Genomic DNA, 21,625 nt, shown 5'->3' on the forward strand with positions numbered 1-21,625 from the left:
CCTATGCCAATGGAGAAAAGAGTGCAAGATACACATAATTCCGCGCAGCTCAGGGCGCTGCATAACGCCCTGATCAGTATTGTCAGCGTGATGAACCGCCCGCAGAACGACGAGGCCATGGTTCGCGACGCCGGCATCGCCCTGGACCGGGCGCTGTTTCCACTATTGGTCGGCATCGAGCGCCTGGGGCCGATTGGCGTGGTGGACATGGCCGACCGCATCGGCCGCGACTACACCACGGTCAGCCGCCAGGTGGCCAAACTGGAAAGCCTGGGCCTGATCGCTCGCCAGGCCAGCGAGAAGGACCGGCGCGTACGCGAGGCGGTGATCCTGCCCAAGGGCAAGACCATGACCGACGCCGTGGACGAGGCGCGGGCGCGCCGGGCACGGGAGATTTTTGCCACCTGGGAGCCGGGTGAGTTCGAAGACCTGGTGCGCCTGATGGGCAAGTTTGCCGACGGCATGGAGCGCAGCGCGGCGGATGCGTTGGCAGCGCAGAATGTGCAGTTGTGATCGCATAGCAACACCTTATTTGGCGAGCTCGCATGTGTGGTGGTGAACTCTGCGGGAGCGGCTTTGGTGGGAGCGAATTCATTCGCGAAAGCGGTATTTCAGACACTAAATAGGCGTCGGATGTACCGGCGTCTTCGCGAATGAATTCGCTCCCACATTTCATAACGTGCCGCCATAACGATCTGCTTCAGTATTTTCGGCGTGCTTGCAGGACATCGCCTACAAGAAAAGTGACGAATCTGACGGACCGCTCTCTATCTCTTGAGTGAATTTTCCTAAACAATTCCAACCGCTTGTGCCTGCCAAATTCGGTCACTAATCTGCGCTCCGTCACTGACGAATCAGTGGCCGGGTGTGAGATCCCGGTTCAATTTAGTGGGCACGCAAGCTGTCTTCATGGCAGCTGTGTGCAGGCAGACGTATGTCTGGCCGGGTGCCTACTAACCGGAATCTCACCCTGTACATAGCTGCCACCCTTTTTCGTCGAGTGAGATTGACAAAAAAGATGGCGTTAACGAGTAAGTAGGAGAATCCAATGATTAAGCTCGTCCCCGATCCACCCCACACCCTCGAAGAAAACCTGATCCGCATTTCCGACATTCTGCGCTGCGCCTCTGCGGTTGCGTACGAAGCGGGCGATCACCTCAACGGCTCGAAACGCAGCCTGGCCTTGGCCGTGGTCTACATGATCGATATGGCCAGGGCGCTGGTTGATCAGTCCATTGTCGAGTTGGAGGCGCGCTCGAAAACGGTTAAGGCTTAACCGCCCGGAGGTTTTTCTGTCGGACCGGCTAAAGCCGGTCCCACATAAGCTATGAGCCGTTCTCACCAATCAAAATATCCTCAAAAAACCCGCCCACCGCCTCCGTGGGATGGCACAGCTGAATCTCCAATACCCAGACCATTTCGCTCGGCACAATCTCCAGCTCCGCCAGTTTGTCCTGGCCGAACAGCGCGTGGGGGAAGTCGGCGATGCGGTGGCCGGCCAGATTGCGCTCCAGACGCCAGCCTTTGGCGATTGCACTGTGTTCGGCGAAGTCATACAGCTCACGCCCGGTGAGGCCGCGGTGCCAGGCGTTGCGGGTCTCGTCGAAGACTTCGTGCAGCGCTTTCACACAGGCCTGATGCAGCGGGTGCTCGCCGAAGACGAAGGTGTCGCCGTAGTCGCCTTCGTAGCCGTCCCACACCGGACCCAGGTCGACCACGGCGATATCGGTGGCGCGCAGTCTGCGTTCGGGGTCAATGCCCTGGCGCGGCGTGCGCACCGTATCATCGCCGAAGCGGATGTAGGTGGGGTGCCAGGTATGGGAGGCACCCATGGCCTGCAACTGTTCGTTGGCCATTTCCAAAGCCTGGGCGGTGGTCATGCCGACTTTCAACTGGCTGGCGATGGCGGCCAGGGCGCGAACCGATTGCTCGCGAGCTGCAAGCATGCCGTCCAGCGAGTAGCGCGGGCCGACTTTTTCCAATATCGGGTCCAGCGCCGCGAGCAGTGCAACCGGCGCCAGCGCACCGCTGGCAACGAAGGCTTCGGCGACAAAACGGTGGGCCTGCACGCCCGCTTTCAGGCAGTGTTCCCGGACCTGGCTGATCATCGTGCCATTGCCGCAGGCATAGACCTGCACATCGGCCCAGTCATGCGCCTGGGCCAGTGCGACGTGGTGTACCCGTGCCTCGGCCGACAGCACCGGGTGCCAGCGAAAGCGTGGATGTTCACGGCTGGCCTGCTCGAGAAATTCGCGGTCGTAGAAATCTTCGGGCGTCGATCCAGCCCAATACAGCGTCACTTCGGCATCACGCGCCAGGGCCGTCAGCAGCATCGGCTTGATCCCGGCATAGCCGGTGCCGGTGGCGAACAGTACGATAGGGCGCTGATCGTGCTGCCAGGTGCAGGCGCCCAACGGGCCCTCCAGTTGCAGCGCGTCGCCCGCTTGCAGGCCCGGCAGGATGCCTGCGGAAAACAGCCCGCCCTTGACCTGACGGATATGAAAGACCAGTTCTCCATGGTCCAGTGCCGGCAGGTTGCTGACGGAGAAACAGCGGCTGTCGCCATTGTCGAGACGAAATCTGACGTATTGCCCGGCGCGAACCTCGAGAGGCTGCGGCGTGCGCAGTACCAATTCAACGATGTCGCTGCTCAGCGCCCGCTGGCTGACGACCTGTGCGGTGACTTCCAGGGGCGGCGTATCCAGTGACCAGCCGGGGATTTCCAGGCGCATGTCGCTGCAGGCGTGGCTCTGGCACAGCAGCATTTCGTCCGGGGCCAATGGATAGCAGGGGGCCGGGGCGTCTTGTGCCAGCAGCTTGTCGCGATACTGGCCCGAAACCACCTTGACCTTGCACGACCCGCAGGCGCCGCGGCGGCAGGAAAATGGCACGGCCAGGCCGTTGGCAAGCATGGCATCGAGCAGCAGCTCGTCCGTGGCCTGGAAGGTTTTGCCCGAGGGCGACAATTGGATGACATGACCTGCGTGCATAAAAACCTCGGGGGGCGAGTGAGGTTCAATTGTTGCGTTAGACTAGGACCAGGAAAACCTCCAGTTTTGGATAGTTCATATGGTCCAGTTGCGTAAATGGCGTCCGCTGCTCAATCTTGATGCCGGTCAATCCAAGGCGTCATTTCGGCGAATTGTCGAAGGACTGGTCACGGCGATTGCCGAGGGCCGTCTTGCCCCTGGAACCTTGCTGCCGGGCACGCGGGAGATGGCGCAGTTGCTGGACGTCAACCGCAAGACGGTGATCCTGGCCTACGAAGAGGCGGTGACCAAGGGCTGGCTGGTCAGCGAGCAACGCCGCGGCACCTTTGTCAGTGCGCAACTGGCGTCTGGCGCAAGCATGGCCCGCAGCGTGCCGCAGTCGTTTGCTCTGGAGTTGAGAGACGCGCCGCCGGTGGCCTATTTCACCCAGAGCGAAGAGGTGAGGGCGCTGCAACATCGGCCTGGCGCGCTGTTCTTCGACAACGGCGCCTGCGACCACCGCCTGCTGCCGCAAGCCGTGCTCCATCGCTACTACCGCAATGCGCTGCGCAATACCTTCACCTCCAATACCGTGCGCCACGGCAGCGAGGGCACCAGTCACGCCCTGCGCAGAGCCCTGGCGCAAATGCTGCGTAACAATCGCGGCCTGGCCGTGGACGTTGAGCATATCTGCCTGACCCAGGGCACGCAGATGTCGCTGTATCTCACGGCCAGTGCCCTGCTCAAACCCGGAGATGTGGTACTGGTGGAACGCCTGAGTTATCCACCGGCCTGGGAGATATTTCGCCGTCTGGGGGCGCGATTGGTCACGGTGGATATGGACGGCGAAGGCTGTCGCGTCGAGCAGATCGATGCGCTGTGTCGTGAGCATGACGTGCGCATGATGTACCTCACGCCCCACCATCAGTTTCCTACCACGGTGAGCCTGCACGCCGGGCGTCGCCAGCAGTTGCTGGCGCTGGCGCGGGAGCATGATTTCTGTGTGATCGAAGAAGACTACGACCACGAGTATCACTTTGCCGGGCGGCCCTACCTGCCATTGGCCAGCGACAGCGCGCAGCGCCATGTGATTTATATCGGCTCGATTTCCAAGTCCTTGGGCAACACCTTCCGTTGCAGCTACGTGGTCGCCCCGGCCGACCTTATCGCTGTGCTTGAACGCAATGCCGCGCTGACCCTGGGCCAGGGCGATGCGATCATGCAGCAGATGCTCGCTGACCTGATCAATGACGGCGAGTTGAAGAAGCACCTGCGCCGGGTTTCGAAGGAATACCGGCGACGTCGGCAAACCCTGCAAAGTTGCCTGCACGAAGCATTCGGCGAGCAGATCGCGGTGCAGGAACCGGAAGGCGGGCTGGCGCTGTGGGTGCGGTTTGCTGAATCGATCGATGTCGATCAATTGATCGAGAAGGCGCTGGAACGGGATCTTGTGGTGCGCGGCGGCCGGCAGTTTTCCCCCGACGATCAGCCGGAAAACGCCTTGCGCCTGGGTTTTGCTTCGCTCAATGAAGAGGAGATTCGGCGGGCTGTACAGCGGTTGGCGCAGGCAGCGAAAGCCCTCGGCTGTTGAACCCGGTGGCCCGCTCAAAAAAGGGGCCGTGCATGCATGGCTAAATACTGGCTCCAAGACGCAGGCTTTCTGGAATACTCTGACCTCATGACCGATACCACTGCAGATCAGCTCTTGAAACAAGCCATCGCCCTGCATCGCGCCGGGCAGTGGCCGGACGCCGAGCGGCTGTATCGGACGATTCTTCAAGCTCAGCCGCATCACGCCAGTGCCAACCATAACCTTGGCATGCTGGCCCTGGCCGCCCATACGCCTCAGGCAGCGTTGCCATGGCTCAAGCGTGCGCTGGAAGCCGAGCCGGGTGTCGAGCAGTTCTGGCAGAGTTACATTCAGGCCCTGATCAATGCAGGCCAAACGAGCCAGGCCCAACAATTACTCATGGCCGCGCCGTTGCAACATCGGCAGAATCTCGACAGGCATTTCGACCTGCCGTTGCAGACTGCCCTCACCGAGCAATTAGCCAGTCTGTATGAACAGCACCGTCTCGACGAAGCCGTCATAACCGCCAGGGCCTTGCTGCTGCGCCAGCCCGGCGACGCCGGGGTGCTGGGCACTCTGGCGGTGATGCTGCGCCAACAAGGCCAACTGCGAGCGTCCGCCGATTGTTATGCCCAGGCTATTCCTCTGCATCCACATAACGCGCAGTTGCACGCCAATTACGGTCTCTGCCTGTTGGCGCTGAATGAGCCGCAGCAAGCCCTAGGTATGGCGCAGCGGGCGCTGCAGCTTGAGCCACGGCACCTCGGCGCATTGATCAATGGCGGCAATGCTCTGAAAGCACTGGGCCGTGTGGACGAAGCCATCAGTGCTTATCGCCAGGCCCTGAGCATCAACGCGCAACTGCTGAGTGCGCTGATCAATCTGGGCGCGTTGCTGAACCGACAGAACCAGCCGGCCCAGGCCCAGATCCATGCCGAACAGGCCCTGGCCATCGAACCCGATAACGCTGATGCGCTGCTTATTCTCGGCACGGCCCTGCAAAAGCAGGATCTGCTGGCTGGCGCCATTGCCGCCTTTCGCCGGGTTGTCGCCTTGCGGCCAGCCGACGCCAAGACCCATACCACCCTGCTGTTTCTGTTGATGCACGATGAAGCGCAACCCCCCGCAGACCTGCTTGCTGCGCACCTGAGGTTTGCCGACTGCTTTGAAGCGCCGCTGCGGGGCAAATGGCCCGTCCACAGCAACCGCCGTGAGCCCGATCGCCGTCTGCGCGTCGGTTTTGTCTCCGGCGATTTGCGCAATCATGCGGTGGCGCACTTTATCGAACCGGTCTGGGCCAACCTCGACCCGGCGCTGTTGGATGTCTGGGTCTATGCCAATCATCCGCGCGAAGATGCCGTGACCCAGCGCCTGCGCCAACAGGTGCCTAATTGGCGTAAGGTTGACGGCCTTGGCGACGAGCAATTGGCCGCGCAGATTCAGGCCGATGGCATCGACATTCTTATCGACCTGTCCGGGCATACCGAACTCAATCGCTTGCTGACCTTCGCCCGCAAGCCGGCGCCGGTGCAGGCCACCTGGATCGGCTACCCCGGCACCACCGGCATGAGCAGCATCGATTACCTGATCTGCGACCCGTTCAACGCGCCGCAGGGGTTATACGAACGTTACTACAGCGAACGTTTCGCCCGACTGCCGTCCACCGGAGCCTTCGCGCCCGCTGCCAGCGCGCCGCCCGTCAATGCACTGCCTGCGCTGGAAAACGGCTATGTCACCTTCGCCAGCTTCAATCGCGTCAGCAAACTGGGCGACAGTGTGGTTCGAGCCTGGAGCCGTGTGTTGCAAGGTGTGCCGGATTCGCGACTGCTGTTGGCCCATGTCGATAGCGATGCCTTGGGTCAGCAACTGATCGCCCGTTTTGCCCGCCACGGTATTGCCCCTGAACGTCTGCGCGTGCTCCCCCGGTTCAGCCTCAATGAATACCTGGCCTTGCATCAGCAGGTCGATATCATCCTCGACACCTGGCCCTATACCGGCGGCACCACCAGTAATCACGCGGTCTGGATGGGCGTGCCGGTGGTGACCTTGCGCGGGCCGTCTCGTGCCCACTGTCAGAGCGCTGCGGTTCTGGGGCGCACCGGGCTGGGGGACTGGGTGGCCGATGACGTGGAAGGCTTCGTTGGCATGGCCATACGGCACGCAGCCGATCTGCACGCCCTGGCGCGTTTACGTGCAGGCATGCGCGATCAATGGCGGGCATCGCCATGGCGCCAGGCGAGCACTGTTGCCCGAGGCCTTGAAGCCGGTGTGCGGGTGATGTGGCAACGCTGGTGCGCGGGTTTGCCCGCCGAGGATTTCCAGGTACCCGCTGCTGCAATCCAGATCAACCTGAAGTAGGCACACCATGCATACCAATGACGCAGCCCTGGTCAGCTCCAACGATGTTGTCCTGTTTGGCGCTGATACCTTCGCCAGCCTGGCCTGGTTCTGCCTGACCCACGACAGCCCCTGGCGCGTACGCGCCTTCACCGTCGATGCGGCTTACCTGAGCAATGGCAGCCACGAAGGTTTGCCCGTGGTGCCATTCGAGCAGCTCCTGGAACACTACCCACCGGACAAAGTGCGTCTGCTCCTGCCACTGGGTTACCACGCCATCAACGGCCTGCGCCGCGAGCGCTATCTGCAGGCCAAGGCCATGGGTTATCAATTCATCAGCTACGTCTCCAGCCGCGCCAGTACCTGGCCGGATCTGCAAGTCGGTGAAAACACGCTGATCTACGAACACGCCATCATCCAGCCGTTTGCCCGCATCGGCAGCAACGTGATCATCCGCAGCGGCACGCATATCTCCCATCATTGTCAGGTGGCCGATCATGCCTTTGTCGCGGCGGGGGTCACCCTGGGCGGCAATGTGCGGATAGGCGAGCAGGCGTTTATCGGCTTGGGCGCTATATTGCGCGACGGCATACAGATTGCCGAACGCACCTTCGTGGGGGCAGGTGCTGTGGTTTTGCGTGATACCGAAGCCGATGGGGTGTATGTCGGCAATCCGGCGCGCAAGGGTGAGCGCACGGCGCAGCAAGTGACAGGTTTTCAATCGTCATAGAAACGAAAAAGCCCGGCTCATTGGGTGGGTGCGGGGCTTTTACCGCTTGTCACATTCGACGTTGGGCAAAGAGTGTTATCAGTTTTGTCTTGGGGGACCGGGTAGAAATACTTTGTCTTCGATTTAGGTTTTACGACTGCAGAATCTGCCACTTAGTCTGGGCACCCACTGTGAGTGCACGAACGCTCTAACGACAAATGCCGTCGCTTCGCCCTCGTGCCTCATGAGCGTGTGCAACCTGGCGGGATAATGGAAATGTCCAAGCGTATAGATTTAGCGGTTCCCTTCGAAGAAAAGGATGAGGCAAAGAAGTTCTACGTAGAGTGGGACGATGAAAAACGTGTCTGGTGGACCACCGAAGCATTCATGTGTAAGGAACTCGAACGCTGGCTTCCATTCCAGCCAACACCCGAGGAGGTTATTGAGTCACTGCCTGCCTTCGCCTCGACGGATGACGACAGGACGTCTGTGGAGCTGATGTCTCAGACCTGCGAATTTGCGGAGTGGATGCTGTTGATGCTTCCGGGCGGCCTGTGGGGAGCATTTCTACGGGCTGATCTGGAAGGTCGTGCGGCTTCGGCTGTTGCAGAGGGTCATTATCAGGACGGGTGTCGTTACCTTTCCGGCAAGCCCGCTGACACGCTGGGTTTCATGCGCGAGAATCGTATTTATCAGGGCGTACTCGGGAAGGACGACGACAGTTGGCCCCTCGATGCCGCTGATCATGATGATCTCGATGGGAGCAGCCCCTCGTACTGCGTCGGCCTGCTTACCGTAGGCAATCAGACCCTCGAAGTTCAGCTGCCTGCGAGCTGCGAAAAGCTGATGGCTCATCTGGCTGATCACGCCCCGGTGCCCCACCGGGATAGCAGGCTTTCCCTGCAGGTGTTCGCTTATCTGGATAGCTACACTCCTGACTCGGTGAAATATCCCCTGCGCGAGCAATTGCACCTGGCTCGTGAGATCTCACAGAAGCTTTGTATCCCGATGTCTTCGCTCGAGCGTGAGAACCGCGCCGCTTGTGCGGCCTTTATTGCCCAGCACAAAGCGGAGCTGACGATGTACCGCGCGATCTTCAAAGAGTTGAACTCCGGGATGTGGCCATTGGCGAAGCTCATTAATAACTACGTGAAATGGTCGGCGGCCAGGAGTGCGCTTTCCAGCGATGTTGCGTGGGAGTCCATTGCCGAATCGCTGGGCGTGAAAACCAGGGCGACCGTCGAAAAATATGCCGCGTCAGCCACCCAGGCCGAAATTGAGACGCCCGAACTACTGACTGAGCCTTTATTCCAGGACTTGATTCAGCTTGGACGAGAGGGGGCGAGTGTAGAACTGGCAGTGCGGGAGAGGGTAGAAGCCCTGACTTGGCAGCGCTTCAGTCGAGAGCGTTTGATCAGGGCTGCGCTGCGTAAGCAAGCGACCATCGAACGGGTTGAATGAACCGAACAATCTGCCGCATAAACCAAATGCACCCCCCAGAAACAGCAAAACCGCGACAGGCGCGGTTTTGTTGAGGGTTCTCCGGTTTCTCGGTGTTTCAGCGAACACCTTGAAACCGGATGTGCCAATCAGACGTTAAAGCGGAAGTGCAGCACGTCACCGTCTTTGACGATGTAGTCCTTGCCTTCCAGGCGCCATTTACCGGCTTCCTTGGTTCCGGCTTCACCCTTGTACTGGATGAAGTCGTTGTAGGCGATGCACTCGGCGCGGATAAAGCCTTTTTCGAAGTCGGTGTGGATTACGCCGGCCGCCTGTGGCGCGGTAGCGCCGACTTTTACGGTCCAGGCGCGGACTTCTTCGACACCAGCAGTGAAGTAGGTCTGCAGGTTGAGCATTTCGTAGCCTGCGCGGATCACGCGGTTCAGGCCAGGCTCTTCGAGGCCCAGGGCTTCGAGGAACATGTCTTTCTCTTCGCCGTCATCGAGCTCGGCGATTTCCGCTTCGATCTTGTTGCACACCGGCACCACGATCGCGCCTTCTTCGTCGGCAATGGCTTTCACCACGTCCAGCAACGGGTTGTTCTCGAAACCGTCTTCGGCGACGTTGGCGATGTACATGACCGGCTTGGTGGTCAGCAGGTGGAAGCCACGGATGACCTGCTTCTCGTCGGCGCTCATGTTTTTCATCAGGCTGCGCGCTGGCTTGCCTTCGGTGAAGTGGTTGATCAACTGCTCCAGCAGGCCCTTCTGGACCACGGCATCCTTGTCGCCGCCCTTGGCGTTGCGCGCGACTTTCTGCAGTTGCTTCTCGCAGCTGTCGAGGTCGGCGAAGATCAGTTCCAGGTCGATGATTTCGATATCGCGCTTGGGGTCGACGCTGTTGGCGACGTGGATGACGTTGTCATCCTCGAAGCAGCGGACCACGTGGGCGATGGCATCGGTCTCACGGATGTTGGCGAGGAACTTGTTGCCCAGGCCTTCACCCTTGGACGCGCCCGCCACGAGGCCGGCGATGTCGACGAACTCCATGGTGGTCGGCAGGATGCGCTTTGGATTGACGATCGCGGCCAGGGCATCCAGGCGCGGGTCGGGCATCGGTACGATGCCGCTGTTCGGTTCGATGGTGCAGAAGGGAAAGTTCTCCGCCGCGATACCGGATTTGGTCAGGGCGTTGAACAGGGTGGACTTGCCGACGTTGGGCAGGCCGACGATGCCGCAATTGAATCCCATGGTGTTTCCCCTCGAGTGGTGTCAGGCCTTCTGGCTGTGCAGGTTTTTCATCGCCCGGTTCCATTCACCGGCGAAGATATCCGGCAGCACGCCGAGGGCAAAGTCGATGCTGGCGTCCAGTTTTTCCTGTTCGGCGCGCGGCGCTCGACCCAGGACAAAACCGGAGACCTTGCTGGCATCGCCCGGGTGGCCAATGCCAAGCCGCAAGCGATGGAAGGTGTTCTGGTTGCCGAGCTGCGCAATGATGTCGCGCAACCCGTTATGACCGCCATGGCCGCCGCCAACCTTGAGCTTGGCAACGCCCGGAGGCAAGTCCAGTTCGTCATGCGCCACCAGGATCGCGTCTACCGGGATGCGGTAGAAACCGGCGAGAGCCGCTACGGCCTGGCCGCTGCGGTTCATGTAGGTGGTGGGTATCAGCAGACGAACATCCTGACCCTGGTGCGTGAAGCGCCCGGTCAGGCCGAAGAATTTGCGCTCGGCGACGAGATTGACTCGTTGCGCCGCAGCGATACGCTCAACGAAAAGAGCCCCTGCGTTATGCCGGGTCTGTTCGTATTCAGTGCCTGGATTTCCCAGGCCAACGATCAGTTGTATGGCGGTCACGACAGGGGCCCTTCTTCAGCAACTTCTGACAATGGCGAGTGGATTACTCGGCAGCGTCTTCGGTTGGTGCTACGCGTGGAGCGTGAACGTTGGCAACAGCCAGGTCGTTACCGTGCGCCAGTGCAACGAATTCAACGCCTTTAGGGGCCTTGACGTCGGACAGGTGAACGATGTCGCCGATTTCAGCGTTGTTCAGGTCGACTTCGATGAACTCAGGCAGGTCTTTCGGCAGGCAGGTCACTTCAACTTCAGCAACAACGTGCGAAATTTCGCCGCCTTTCTTGACCGGAGCAGCTTCGTTGATGAAGTGCAATGGAACGTGAGCGGTCAGTTTCTGACCAGCAACAACGCGGACGAAGTCAGCGTGCAGCACGTGGCCTTTGGCCGGGTGACGCTGCAGGGCTTTGATGACGACGTTTTGCTTGGTGCCACCGATGTTCAGCTCGATGATGTGGCTGTAAGCCGCTTCGTTTTCGAGCAGTTTGGCAACTTCTTTGGCCAGCATGCTGATGGACTCAGGGGCTTTTTCGCCGCCGTAGACTACAGCTGGAACCAGGCTTGCGAGACGACGCAGGCGGCGGCTCGCACCTTTCCCCAGGTCGGAACGCACTTCAGCATTCAGGGTAAAATCGTTCATGTTGTATCTCCAAATTAGCCACATTCGACTGGCGTTTGCGACCGACGCCAGGACGATATGGGCAAAAAAGCCCCGCCCCGACGGAATGTCGGGGCGGGGCGCTTTTCGTCAACGGGATGGGCGAAGGGCAGGGCCCTTAGCGGAACATCGCGCTGATCGATTCTTCATTGCTGATGCGGCGGACCGCCTCAGCGACAACCGGTGCGATATCCAGTTGACGGATACGGCTACAGGCTTGTGCAGCAGCGGACAACGGGATGGTGTTGGTCACCACCAGTTCGTCCAGCACTGAGTTTTCGATGTTCTCGATTGCACGACCCGACAATACAGGGTGTGTGCAATACGCGAATACCTTGGCAGCGCCATGCTCTTTCAGGGCCTTGGCCGCGTGGCACAGAGTGCCGGCGGTATCGACCATGTCATCAACCAGAATGCAGGTACGCCCTTCGACGTCGCCGATGATATGCATCACTTCAGAGTGATTGGCTTTCTCGCGGCGTTTGTCGATGATCCCGAGATCGACGCCCAGGGATTTGGCAACAGCTCGTGCACGCACGACGCCACCGATATCCGGGGATACGATCATCAGGTTTTCAAAGCGCTGATCTTCAATGTCATCCACCAGAACCGGGGAGCCGTAGATGTTATCTACCGGAATATCGAAGAAACCCTGAATCTGGTCAGCATGCAGATCAACCGTGAGAACACGGTCGATGCCGACTACGGTGAGCATGTCAGCGACGACTTTCGCGCTTATTGCCACACGTGCGGAACGCGGACGGCGATCCTGACGGGCATAACCAAAGTAAGGAATAACAGCTGTGATTCGAGTCGCTGAGGAGCGGCGGAAGGCATCAGCCATCACGACGAGTTCCATCAGGTTATCGTTGGTCGGAGCGCAAGTCGGCTGAATAATGAAGACGTCTTTACCGCGAACGTTTTCATTGATTTCCGCAGTAATTTCGCCGTCGGAGAACTTACCGACAGAAATATCACCGAGAGGAATATGCAGCTGACGTACGACACGTCGAGCCAGATCGGGGTTAGCGTTCCCCGTAAAGACCATCATCTTGGACACGCGCAGTACCTGAAGGCTGAGGGTATACCTGGATGAGTATAGGAAAATGGCAGGGGCGGCTGGATTCGAACCAACGCATGGCAGGATCAAAACCTGCTGCCTTACCGCTTGGCGACGCCCCTGTATCTGTTGCAACGAGTACCCAGTACTCGGTTCCTTTTAGAGCAGACTTTGTAACTTGCGATGCAACATCGAAACGTTGCTTCCCTTTGCTACAAACCCTGTAAGGGTCTCTGTAAGAAGGGCCGAGACTTTATCAGCTTCAGCTTTGTTTGGGAAGGCCCCAAACACACAACTTCCAGTTCCGGTTAATTTTGCTTCGGTAAATTTACCTAACAAATTCAAAGCGTTACGTACATCTGGATAACGCCTTGCTACAACCGGTAAGCAGTCATTTCGACTGTTTCCCTTGGGAACGGGGCGCACTTTAATGGGAGGTGTGTCGCGTGTCAACAGTGGATCTGAAAAAATTTCTGCTGTACTTACAGAGACTTGCGGTACGAGCACCAGATACCACGGTTCTTCGGGGTTTTCCGGGGTGAGGATTTCACCCACACCTTCGGCAAAAGCCGCGTGGCCACGGACGAAAACCGGCACATCGGCACCTAGGGTCAGGCCCAGAGCGGCGAGCTGATCCTCGCTCCAGTCCAGCTTCCACAAATGATTGAGCGCCAGCAAAGTGGTGGCCGCATCGGAACTGCCGCCACCGATACCGCCGCCCATGGGCAGACGTTTTTCCAGCCAGATGTCCATGCCGAGCGGGCAAGCGGATTGTTTTTGCAGGGCGCGGGCGGCCTTGACGATCAGATTGCTGTCGTGGGGCACGCCGGGGACATCGGTCTGCAGGCGGATTTCGCCGTCCTCGCGTACGGCGAAGGAAAGTTCGTCGCCGTAATCGAGAAACTGAAACAGGGTTTGCAGTTCGTGATAGCCGTCAGGACGACGGCCCAGGATGTGCAACATCAGGTTGAGCTTGGCCGGGGCGGGCAGGGTCAGGCGTGGCTGGCTCATGCTTATTGCCCCAGTTTGCGTGGCTGCCAGTCCTTGACCACCACTGTGACATCGAGATCCTGGCCATGCAGCTTGATGCGCTCGGGCAGCCAGTAGCCGTTCTGTTCCACGTAGCTGAGGTATTCGACCTGCCAGCCATCCTGCTCGAGGCTGGCCAGGCGGCTGTCACCATCGAGGGTCAGGCGACTCTTGGTATCCGGCGCGGGAAGGCCGCGGACCCACCAGACCAGATGGGATACCGGCAGTTTCCAGCCCAACTGTTCTTCAAGCAGGGTTTCCGGGTCCTTGGCTTCGAAGCGGCCCTGGTTGGCCACTTCCAGCGACACGGCACCGGGGCGCCCGGTCAGGCGTGCGGCGCCGCGACCCAGTGGGCCGGACAAGCGGATATCGTAGTAATCCTGGCGTTGCAGCCAGAACAGCGTGCCGCTACCCGAGTCCTTGGGGGCGCGGATGCCGACCTTGCCGTTGATCTGCCAGCCGTCGAGGCTGCTCAGCTGGGTCTTGTGGGCATTCCACTGGGCCGGGTTGCCCTGGCCTTGCAGCGATTCGTGGGAGGTAAGCCCCGCGCAACCGGCGAGCAGGGCGATCAGGCTGAGAGCGATAACGTGGCGAACGTGGCGCAAAAACATAAATCAGAGGGTCTCGGAGCCGGTCAGGCGCTTGATGGTGCTGCGCAGGACGGGGCTGTCAGGTTGTTGTTCGAGGGCCTTGCTCCACACCTTGCGGGCTTCGCGTTGCTCGCCTTTGGTCCACAGGACTTCACCCAGGTGCGCGGCGACTTCGTGGTCCGGAAAGCGTTCCAGGGCCTGACGCAGCAGGCGTTCGGCTTCGTCGAGGTTGCCCAGGCGATAGTTGACCCAGCCCAGACTGTCGAGCACCGCCGGATCTTCCGGATTGAGGTCGTGGGCCTTCTGGATCAGTTCCTTGGCTTCGGCATAGCGTGTGGTGCGGTCGGACAGGGTGTAGCCCAGGGCGTTGAGCGCCATGGCGTTTTCCGGCTCGCGCTTGAGAATCGCCCGCAGGTCTTTCTCGGTCTGAGTCAGGTCATCGCGTTTTTCCGCGAGCATGGCACGGGTGTAGAGCAGGTTCAGGTCGTCAGGGTACTGTTTGAGCGCGGTGTTGAGCGTCTGCCAGCCACGTTCGCCCTGATTGTTGTTGACCTGGGTTTCGGCCTCGATCAGGTACAGCTGGATCGCATAATCAGGGTTGGCTTCACGGGCTTCGGCCAGGCGCTTGGACGCTTCGGCAGCACTGCCGTTGCTCATCAGGATATCGCTCTGGCGCAGTTGCGCTGGCAGATAGTCACTGCCGGGGCCGACCTGGGCGTATTCACCCAAAGCCTGCTGCGGATCGTTGCGCTCTTCGTAGATGCGCCCCAGGTTGAGGTGCGCCGAATCGACGTGGGCACCGCGCTCGACCAGTTCCTGCAGGTAGCCGGCCGCTTCGTCCCAGGCCTTGGCTTCCAGGCAGACCAGTGCCAGGGAGAAGCGCAGTTCATCATCATCAGGGAACTGCTGCACCAGATTGGAGAACTGGGTCTTGGCGTCTTCCATGCGATTCTGTTCGACCAGCGCGCGGGCGTAGCTCAGGCGCAGGCGCTTGTCGTCCGGGTATTTCTTGATGCTTTTTTCCAGCAGCGGCAGCGCTTCCTTACCCCGGTCCAGGCCTTGCAGCAGGCGGGCGTGGAGCAGGATCGGCGCAACTTCACCCGGCTTGGGCGGGTTGTCTTCGAGCAGCTTGAGGGCTTTATCGGCATCGCCGTTCTGTTGCAGCAACAGCGCCTTGCCGAAGATCAACTGGCCGTTTTTCGGATATTTGCCCAGCAGGCGGTCGAAACTGGTCAGCAGGCCGTTGCGGGTATTGGAATCGGTTTCCGCCGCCGACAGGGCGAGGAAATCGAAATGGGTGTCGCCCTGACCTTGCAGGACTTTTTCCATGTACATCATCGAGTCGTCGTAGCGACCGGCGCGGGCCAGTTGAATGGCGGCTACGCGCTGGGCTTCGAGGTTGTCCGGGTCATTGCGCGACCAGATCAGCGCGGTATCCAGGGCGGCCTGATCGGCACCCAGGTATTCGGCGATACGGTAGGCGCGCTCGGAAACACCAGGGTCCTGGGTCTTGATCGCCTGGGTGACGTACTTGTCCAGGGCCAGGTCGAAGCGATTGCGCTGGCCTGCCAGCTCCGCGCTCAACAGGCTGACCAGAGTCTCCTGGGTGAACGAGCCATACACCTGCGGCTTGGCGGCAGGCGCAGGCGGCGCGTCTTGCTGCGCCGGGACGGACGGCGAATCGGCAGCCATGTTCTGGCAGCCGCCAAGAAGGGCAAGGGCGAGGAATAACGCGGAGGATCTATTCATATATAAGAAGGGACGACTTACCTGCGGTTTGAGCATCATGACACAAGGCTGGGAGCAAACCCACAGCCGCTTGGAAAACTACGGGATAGCCATTTGTAGCCCATCTGCAGGGCAAAATGATGGCATTTCCCGATCCGTTCTATAGGGACAATAGTCAGCGGTAGTTGTTCTGAACCTTTTGAAGTAGGACAATTGCCGGCTTCACGTCACCATCAGCGACCTTGAATGGCCTTCCTTGCACTTGGTATCAACCATAAGACTGCCTCGGTAGACGTCCGCGAGCGCGTGGCATTTACGCCAGAGCAGCTGGTTGAAGCGTTGCAGCAGCTCTGTCGGATCACCGACAGTCGCGAAGCCGCGATCCTTTCGACCTGCAATCGCAGCGAGCTGTACATCGAACATGATCAGCTTGAAGCCGAAGCGATCCTCGCGTGGCTGGCCCATTATCACCATTTGAACCTCGAAGAACTGCGCGCCAGTGCTTATGTGCACGAGAACGATGCGGCAGTTCGTCACATGATGCGCGTGGCCTCGGGGCTCGATTCTCTGGTGCTGGGCGAACCGCAGATTCTCGGCCAGATGAAATCGGCCTACGCCGTGGCGCGGGAAGCCGGCACTGTCGGCCCGCTGCTGGGGCGGTTGTTTCAGGCGACATTCAATGCGGCCAAGCAGGTGCGCACCGATACCGCCATCGGCGAAAACCCGGTGTCCGTGGCGTTTGCCGCCGTCAGCCTGGCCAAGCAGATTTTCAGCGACCTGCAACGCAGCCAGGCTCTGCTGATTGGCGCCGGCGAGACCATCACTCTGGTTGCGCGCCACTTGCATGACCTGGGGGTCAAGCGCATCGTGGTGGCCAACCGGACCCTGGAGCGTGCCAGTCTGCTGGCTGCCGAGTTTGGTGCCCACGCCGTATTGCTCTCGGATATCCCGGCCGAACTGGTCAACAGCGACATCGTGATCAGCTCCACCGCCAGTCAGTTGCCGATCCTGGGTAAGGGCGCGGTGGAAAGCGCGCTCAAACTGCGCAAACACAAACCGATCTTCATGGTCGATATCGCCGTGCCCCGGGACATTGAACCGGAAGTCGGCGAGCTCGATGACGTCTACCTTTACAGCGTCGATGACCTGCACGAGGTGGTCGCCGAAAACCTCAAGAGTCGCCAGGGCGCGGCTCAGGCCGCCGAAGAAATGGTCAGCATCGGCGCCGACGACTTTATGTCGCGCTTGCGCGAACTGGCTGCCGTCGACGTCTTGCGCGCCTATCGCCAGCAAAGCGAACGCCTGCGCGACGAGGAGCTGGCCAAGGCCCAGCGATCCCTGGCCAACGGCGGCAATGCTGAAGAAGTACTGGCGCAACTGGCCCGTGGCCTGACCAATAAACTGCTGCATGCCCCCAGCGTACAGTTGAAGAAACTGTCTGCCGAAGGTCGCTTCGACGCGCTGGCCATGGCCCAGGAATTATTTGCCCTCAACGAGGGCTCGACGGATAAAACCCCGCAATGAAAGCTTCACTGCTCAATAAGCTGGATGTGCTCAGCGACCGTTTCGAGGAACTGACCGCGTTGCTCGGCGACGGCGAAGTCATTTCCGACCAGACCAGGTTCCGCGCCTATTCCCGTGAATACGCCGAAGTCGAGCCGGTTATCGAGGCTTACCGTCAACTGCTCAAGGTGCAGTCGGACCTCGAAGGCGCCCAGGCGCTGCTCAAGGACAACGACCCCGACATGCGCGAAATGGCGGTCGAGGAAGTGCGCGAGGCCAAGGAACAACTGGTCGAACTGGAAAGCAATCTGCAACGCATGCTGTTGCCCAAGGACCCCAACGACGGTCGCAACGTGTTCCTCGAAATCCGTGCCGGTACCGGCGGTGACGAGGCGGCGATTTTCTCCGGCGACCTGTTCCGCATGTACTCGCGCTACGCTGAGCGTCGTGGCTGGCGCGTTGAAGTGCTGTCGGAAAACGAAGGCGAGCATGGCGGCTTCAAGGAAGTCATTGCCCGGGTCGAAGGCGAGAATGTCTACGGCAAGCTCAAGTTCGAATCCGGCGCCCACCGCGTGCAGCGCGTGCCGGAAACCGAATCCCAGGGCCGTATCCATACCTCGGCCTGCACCGTGGCCGTGTTGCCCGAGCCCGATGAGCAACAGGCCATCGAGATCAACCCGGCGGATTTGCGCGTCGACACTTATCGTTCGTCCGGTGCCGGTGGTCAGCACGTCAACAAAACCGACTCGGCGATCCGCATTACCCACTTGCCGTCGGGTATTGTCGTCGAGTGCCAGGAAGAGCGTTCCCAGCACAAGAACCGTGCGCGGGCCATGTCCTGGCTGTCGGCCAAGCTCAACGATCAGCAGACCAGCGCCGCTGCCAACGCCATTGCCAGCGAGCGTAAGCTGCTGGTCGGCTCGGGGGATCGCTCCGAGCGCATTCGTACCTATAACTTCCCTCAAGGGCGAGTCACGGATCACCGCGTCAACCTCACTTTGTATTCGCTGGATGAAGTTCTGGCCGGTGGGGTCGATGCAGTGATAGAACCGCTGCTCGCTGAATATCAGGCTGACCAACTTGCGGCTCTGGGTGAGTAAATGACCATCATTGCCAGTTTGTTAAGAAATGCCGAACTCCCCGATTCGCCGACCGCGCGTCTGGATGCCGAACTGTTGCTGGCCGCTGCCCTGGGCAAGCCGCGCAGCTTCCTGCACACCTGGCCTGAGCGCATCGTCAGCACCGAGGCGGCGCAGACTTTCGCCGATTACCTCAAGCGCCGCCTGACCGGCGAGCCGGTGGCTTATATCCTCGGCCAGCAGGGCTTCTGGAAGCTGGATCTGGATGTGGCACCCCACACCCTGATCCCGCGTCCCGAGACCGAAATGCTGGTCGAAGCCGCGCTGGAACTGGTGCCGGGTTTTGCCACCGTATCGTTGCTTGACCTGGGCACCGGCAGCGGCGCCATTGCCCTGGCCCTGGCCAACGAGCGGCCGGTGTGGAACGTCACGGCCGTGGACCGCGTGCCCGAAGCCTTGGCCCTGGCCGAGCGCAACCGCAAGCGCCTGCATCTGGATAACGTCACGGTGCTGGAAAGCCAGTGGTTCAGTGCCCTGGAAGGCCAGCGCTTCGACCTGATCATCAGTAACCCGCCGTATATCGCCAGCAGCGATCCGCATCTGGCCCAGGGCGATGTGCGTTTCGAGCCGAGCAGCGCTTTGGTTGCGGGCACTGATGGCCTTGACGACCTGCGGCAAATCATCGCCCAGGCGCCGCAGCACCTGAACAGCGATGGCTGGCTGCTGCTCGAACATGGTTACGATCAGGGTGCCGCCGTGCGCGAGCTGTTGGTCCAGCATGGTTTCGAGCGGGTCAAAACCCGGCGTGACCTGGGTGATCACGAACGTATTACCTTCGGGCACCTGCCGTGCTGACAGACGCCGAACTGCTGCGCTACAGCCGCCAGATTCTGCTGCAACACATCGATATCGACGGTCAGTTGCGTCTCAAACAGGGGCGCGCGCTGATCATCGGCATGGGCGGCCTGGGGTCGCCCGTGGCGCTGTACCTGGCCGCAGCCGGAGTGGGCGAGTTGCACCTGGCCGACTTCGATACGGTGGACCTGACCAATCTGCAACGGCAGATCCTGCACGATAGCCATAGCGTCGGCCAGGCCAAGGTCGATTCGGCCATGGTCCGGCTCAGTGCGATCAATCCAGGCATCACACTGGTGCCCCATCGCACGGCGCTGGATGCCGACTCCCTGGCCGCAGCGGTGGCTGCTGTCGATGTGGTGCTCGATTGCTCGGACAACTTCGGCACCCGCGAAGCAGTGAATGCCGCCTGCGTCGCGGCGCGCAAGCCATTGGTCAGCGGTGCGGCGATTCGCCTGGAAGGGCAACTGTCGGTATTCGACCCACGTCGCGAAGACAGCCCGTGCTACCACTGCCTGTATGGGCATGGCAGCGAAGCGGAGCTGACGTGCAGCGAGGCCGGCGTGGTCGGCCCGCTGGTGGGGCTGGTTGGCAGCCTGCAAGCGCTCGAAGCCCTGAAGCTGTTGGCGGGCTTCGGTGAAACCCTGGTCGGGCGGCTGCTGCTGATCGATGCCCTGACTACACGGTTCCGTGAACTGAAAGTGCGCCGCGACCCGCAATGCAGCGTCTGCCAGGCCATTCATCATCAGGGCAGCCATGACCAAAGCCAGTGACGCTCCGGTTGCCGTGTTCGATTCTGGTGTCGGCGGCCTGTCGGTACTGGGTGAGATCAACCGCCTGCTGCCCAATGAATCACTGCTGTATGTTGCCGATTGCGGACACATTCCCTACGGCGAAAAAAGCCCCGAGTTCATTCGCCAGCGTTGCGCGCTCATCGCCGAATTCTTCCATCAGCAACGCGCCAAGGCGTTGGTCATCGCCTGCAATACCGCGACCGTGGCCGCTGCCGCCGAACTGCGCCTGCGTTATCCCGACTGGCCGCTGGTGGCGATGGAGCCTGCGGTCAAGCCGGCCGCAGCGGCGACCCGCAGTGGCGTGGTCGGCGTGCTGGCCACTACCGGCACTCTGAAAAGTGCCAAGTTCGCCGCCTTGCTCGATCGCTTCGCCACCGACGTAAGGGTAGTGACCCAGCCATGCCCCGGTCTGGTCGAACTGATCGAAACGGGTGATGTACAGAGCCCTGCCATTCGCCAGTTGCTGCAAAGCTATGTAGAGCCATTACTGGCCGAAGGTTGCGACACCATCATTCTCGGTTGTACCCATTACCCATTCCTCAAACCGCTTTTGCGGCAAATGGTGCCCGACTCGATCAGCCTGATCGACACTGGCGGCGCCGTTGCCCGACAACTTCAGCGGCTGCTGCAACAGCAGGATTTACTTGCCCAGGGCCCTGCGCGTGAAACACTGTTCTGGAGTAGCGGCGATACGGACTCATTCAGAAAAATCCTTCCGGCACTATGGAAAAGCACTGACTCTGTGCGAAGCTTTAGCCTGTAAGTAATCTGTTACAAATTCGTCAGCCCGATTGAACTATTCGGTGAAGGCGGATTTCTACAGTCGTCTGCATGACTGTTTCAAAAAAAATATCGTGATAGTGCGTTCAAAAAATAGGATGTTTCCGATGAAGCGACTGTTTTGTTTGGCTGCGATTGCGGCTGCGTGTGTGGGACAAAGTGCACTGGCATTGGCCGATGGGGTGGAGTTTTCCGTAGGCGCCACCGGCCAGTCGGACATGACCTATCGGCTGGGTGTGCAGCTCGATTGGGACAAGAGCTGGATGCAGAGCGATGTGGGGCGTCTGACCGGCTACTGGAGCGGCGCCTACACCTATTGGGATGGTGACAAACGCTCCAGTGTCAGCAGTCTGTCGTTCTCTCCGGTATTGGTCTACGAGTTCGCCGGTGACCGGATCAAGCCGTACATCGAGGCAGGCATCGGGGTCGCCGTATTCTCCAATGACCGTATCGAAGACAAGGAACTGGGCACGGCTTTCAACTTCGAAGACCGCATTGGTTTCGGCCTGCGTTTCGCTGGGGGTCATGAAGTCGGCATTCGCGCCACGCATTATTCCAACGCCGGTATCAAAGAGCCTAATGACGGTATTGAAAGCTATGCCGTACACTACACCATGCCGTTCTGATGTTTGCTGTAAGAAACAGAGAGTGGCTGTCTGTTAGCTGTCTGT

At 60.1% G+C, this 21,625-nt stretch carries 20 protein-coding genes and 1 tRNA gene; 12 read left to right on the forward strand and 9 right to left on the reverse strand.

The genetic code is table 11. The features are described from left to right. Window positions 1–21: 21 nt before the first annotated feature. Together M2401_RS24935 and M2401_RS24940 are read left to right on the forward strand one after the other, a co-directional pair. Window positions 22–513, forward strand: coding sequence for a MarR family winged helix-turn-helix transcriptional regulator (locus M2401_RS24935; RefSeq protein ID WP_259107040.1), 492 nt, complete (start codon window positions 22–24; stop codon window positions 511–513). Window positions 514–1,048: 535 nt separating this feature from the next. Further along, window positions 1,049–1,276, forward strand: a complete 228-nt coding sequence (locus M2401_RS24940; protein WP_259107042.1) for a DUF6124 family protein — start codon at window positions 1,049–1,051, stop codon at window positions 1,274–1,276. A gap of 49 nt (window positions 1,277–1,325) precedes the next feature. Here the strand turns inward: M2401_RS24940 and M2401_RS24945 are convergent, their stop codons facing one another. Next, window positions 1,326–2,990, reverse strand: a complete 1,665-nt coding sequence (locus tag M2401_RS24945) for a M24 family metallopeptidase (protein ID WP_259107045.1) — start codon at window positions 2,988–2,990, stop codon at window positions 1,326–1,328. 79 nt (window positions 2,991–3,069) lie between these two features. On the opposite strand from M2401_RS24945, the gene M2401_RS24950 reads away from it, so the two are divergent. From M2401_RS24950 to M2401_RS24965, 4 genes are all read left to right on the forward strand, one after another. Continuing rightward, window positions 3,070–4,560: a PLP-dependent aminotransferase family protein gene (locus M2401_RS24950; RefSeq protein WP_259107047.1), complete on the forward strand. Its 1,491-nt coding sequence runs from the start codon at window positions 3,070–3,072 to the stop codon at window positions 4,558–4,560. 87 nt (window positions 4,561–4,647) lie between these two features. Then, window positions 4,648–6,897, forward strand: a complete 2,250-nt coding sequence (locus M2401_RS24955; protein WP_259107050.1) for a tetratricopeptide repeat protein — start codon at window positions 4,648–4,650, stop codon at window positions 6,895–6,897. 7 nt (window positions 6,898–6,904) lie between these two features. Then, window positions 6,905–7,606 carry an acetyltransferase gene (locus M2401_RS24960; RefSeq protein WP_259107052.1) on the forward strand — a complete coding sequence of 234 codons (702 nt, stop codon included), beginning with the start codon at window positions 6,905–6,907 and terminating at the stop codon, window positions 7,604–7,606. Window positions 7,607–7,861: 255 nt separating this feature from the next. Next, window positions 7,862–9,046, forward strand: a complete 1,185-nt coding sequence (locus M2401_RS24965) for a DUF5710 domain-containing protein (protein ID WP_259107054.1) — start codon at window positions 7,862–7,864, stop codon at window positions 9,044–9,046. 128 nt (window positions 9,047–9,174) lie between these two features. Here M2401_RS24965 and ychF read toward each other — a convergent pair whose 3' ends face one another. The 8 genes from ychF to M2401_RS25005 form a co-directional block, all read right to left on the reverse strand. Beyond that, on the reverse strand, window positions 9,175–10,275 hold the full coding sequence (gene ychF / locus M2401_RS24970) for a redox-regulated ATPase YchF (protein WP_259107056.1): 1,101 nt from the start codon (window positions 10,273–10,275) through the stop codon (window positions 9,175–9,177). A 21-nt stretch (window positions 10,276–10,296) separates the two neighbouring features. Then, window positions 10,297–10,881 (reverse strand): aminoacyl-tRNA hydrolase, encoded by a 585-nt coding sequence (gene pth / locus M2401_RS24975; RefSeq protein WP_259107059.1) that lies wholly within the window; start codon window positions 10,879–10,881, stop codon window positions 10,297–10,299. A gap of 43 nt (window positions 10,882–10,924) precedes the next feature. Continuing rightward, window positions 10,925–11,518 (reverse strand): 50S ribosomal protein L25/general stress protein Ctc, encoded by a 594-nt coding sequence (locus M2401_RS24980; RefSeq protein ID WP_259107061.1) that lies wholly within the window; start codon window positions 11,516–11,518, stop codon window positions 10,925–10,927. Between the two features lie 136 nt (window positions 11,519–11,654). Beyond that, complete coding sequence (locus tag M2401_RS24985) at window positions 11,655–12,596, reverse strand: ribose-phosphate pyrophosphokinase (protein ID WP_016971225.1); 942 nt, start codon at window positions 12,594–12,596, stop codon at window positions 11,655–11,657. 47 nt (window positions 12,597–12,643) lie between these two features. Further along, a tRNA-Gln gene (locus M2401_RS24990) sits at window positions 12,644–12,718 on the reverse strand. Between the two features lie 37 nt (window positions 12,719–12,755). Beyond that, a complete protein-coding gene (gene ispE / locus M2401_RS24995; RefSeq protein ID WP_259107068.1) occupies window positions 12,756–13,607 on the reverse strand; it encodes a 4-(cytidine 5'-diphospho)-2-C-methyl-D-erythritol kinase in 852 nt (283 codons plus the stop codon). Between the two features lie 2 nt (window positions 13,608–13,609). Then, entirely contained in the window at window positions 13,610–14,236 is a 627-nt protein-coding gene (gene lolB, locus M2401_RS25000; RefSeq protein ID WP_259107071.1) for a lipoprotein insertase outer membrane protein LolB, read from the reverse strand. A 3-nt stretch (window positions 14,237–14,239) separates the two neighbouring features. Continuing rightward, window positions 14,240–15,964, reverse strand: coding sequence for a tetratricopeptide repeat protein (locus M2401_RS25005; protein WP_259107073.1), 1,725 nt, complete (start codon window positions 15,962–15,964; stop codon window positions 14,240–14,242). 225 nt (window positions 15,965–16,189) lie between these two features. On the opposite strand from M2401_RS25005, the gene hemA reads away from it, so the two are divergent. The 6 genes from hemA to M2401_RS25035 all read left to right on the forward strand — a co-directional run bounded on the left by hemA (window position 16,190) and on the right by M2401_RS25035 (window position 21,580). After that, window positions 16,190–17,467 carry a glutamyl-tRNA reductase gene (gene hemA, locus M2401_RS25010; RefSeq protein WP_259107076.1) on the forward strand — a complete coding sequence of 426 codons (1,278 nt, stop codon included), beginning with the start codon at window positions 16,190–16,192 and terminating at the stop codon, window positions 17,465–17,467. Then, complete coding sequence (prfA, locus tag M2401_RS25015; RefSeq protein WP_259107103.1) at window positions 17,464–18,546, forward strand: peptide chain release factor 1; 1,083 nt, start codon at window positions 17,464–17,466, stop codon at window positions 18,544–18,546. The genes hemA and prfA overlap by 4 nt, the downstream gene beginning before the upstream one ends. Next, on the forward strand, window positions 18,547–19,380 hold the full coding sequence (gene prmC, locus M2401_RS25020; protein ID WP_259107107.1) for a peptide chain release factor N(5)-glutamine methyltransferase: 834 nt from the start codon (window positions 18,547–18,549) through the stop codon (window positions 19,378–19,380). Continuing rightward, window positions 19,374–20,153, forward strand: coding sequence for a molybdopterin-synthase adenylyltransferase MoeB (locus M2401_RS25025; RefSeq protein WP_259107108.1), 780 nt, complete (start codon window positions 19,374–19,376; stop codon window positions 20,151–20,153). Before prmC ends, M2401_RS25025 begins: the two co-directional genes overlap by 7 nt. After that, window positions 20,137–20,937 (forward strand): glutamate racemase, encoded by an 801-nt coding sequence (gene murI / locus M2401_RS25030; protein WP_259107109.1) that lies wholly within the window; start codon window positions 20,137–20,139, stop codon window positions 20,935–20,937. The genes M2401_RS25025 and murI overlap by 17 nt, the downstream gene beginning before the upstream one ends. Window positions 20,938–21,061: 124 nt before the next feature. Continuing rightward, complete coding sequence (locus M2401_RS25035) at window positions 21,062–21,580, forward strand: acyloxyacyl hydrolase (RefSeq protein WP_259107111.1); 519 nt, start codon at window positions 21,062–21,064, stop codon at window positions 21,578–21,580. Window positions 21,581–21,625: the final 45 nt, after the last annotated feature.

The organism is Pseudomonas sp. JUb42 (assembly GCF_024807945.1).
GTDB lineage: Bacteria > Pseudomonadota > Gammaproteobacteria > Pseudomonadales > Pseudomonadaceae > Aquipseudomonas.

What these genes read in the sequence shown, in the direction of transcription:
- M2401_RS24940 (WP_259107042.1), top strand. Translation starts at nt 1,049, where the DNA reads ATGATTAAGCTCGTCCCCGATCCACCCCACACCCTCGAAGAAAACCTG.
- M2401_RS24945 (WP_259107045.1), bottom strand. Translation starts at nt 2,990, where the DNA reads ATGCACGCAGGTCATGTCATCCAATTGTCGCCCTCGGGCAAAACCTTC.
- M2401_RS24950 (WP_259107047.1), top strand. Translation starts at nt 3,070, where the DNA reads ATGGTCCAGTTGCGTAAATGGCGTCCGCTGCTCAATCTTGATGCCGGT.
- M2401_RS24955 (WP_259107050.1), top strand. Translation starts at nt 4,648, where the DNA reads ATGACCGATACCACTGCAGATCAGCTCTTGAAACAAGCCATCGCCCTG.
- M2401_RS24960 (WP_259107052.1), top strand. Translation starts at nt 6,905, where the DNA reads ATGCATACCAATGACGCAGCCCTGGTCAGCTCCAACGATGTTGTCCTG.
- M2401_RS24965 (WP_259107054.1), top strand. Translation starts at nt 7,862, where the DNA reads ATGTCCAAGCGTATAGATTTAGCGGTTCCCTTCGAAGAAAAGGATGAG.
- ychF (WP_259107056.1), bottom strand. Translation starts at nt 10,275, where the DNA reads ATGGGATTCAATTGCGGCATCGTCGGCCTGCCCAACGTCGGCAAGTCC.
- M2401_RS24980 (WP_259107061.1), bottom strand. Translation starts at nt 11,518, where the DNA reads ATGAACGATTTTACCCTGAATGCTGAAGTGCGTTCCGACCTGGGGAAA.
- ispE (WP_259107068.1), bottom strand. Translation starts at nt 13,607, where the DNA reads ATGAGCCAGCCACGCCTGACCCTGCCCGCCCCGGCCAAGCTCAACCTG.
- lolB (WP_259107071.1), bottom strand. Translation starts at nt 14,236, where the DNA reads ATGTTTTTGCGCCACGTTCGCCACGTTATCGCTCTCAGCCTGATCGCC.
- M2401_RS25005 (WP_259107073.1), bottom strand. Translation starts at nt 15,964, where the DNA reads ATGAATAGATCCTCCGCGTTATTCCTCGCCCTTGCCCTTCTTGGCGGC.
- hemA (WP_259107076.1), top strand. Translation starts at nt 16,190, where the DNA reads ATGGCCTTCCTTGCACTTGGTATCAACCATAAGACTGCCTCGGTAGAC.
- prfA (WP_259107103.1), top strand. Translation starts at nt 17,464, where the DNA reads ATGAAAGCTTCACTGCTCAATAAGCTGGATGTGCTCAGCGACCGTTTC.
- prmC (WP_259107107.1), top strand. Translation starts at nt 18,547, where the DNA reads ATGACCATCATTGCCAGTTTGTTAAGAAATGCCGAACTCCCCGATTCG.
- murI (WP_259107109.1), top strand. Translation starts at nt 20,137, where the DNA reads ATGACCAAAGCCAGTGACGCTCCGGTTGCCGTGTTCGATTCTGGTGTC.
- M2401_RS25035 (WP_259107111.1), top strand. Translation starts at nt 21,062, where the DNA reads ATGAAGCGACTGTTTTGTTTGGCTGCGATTGCGGCTGCGTGTGTGGGA.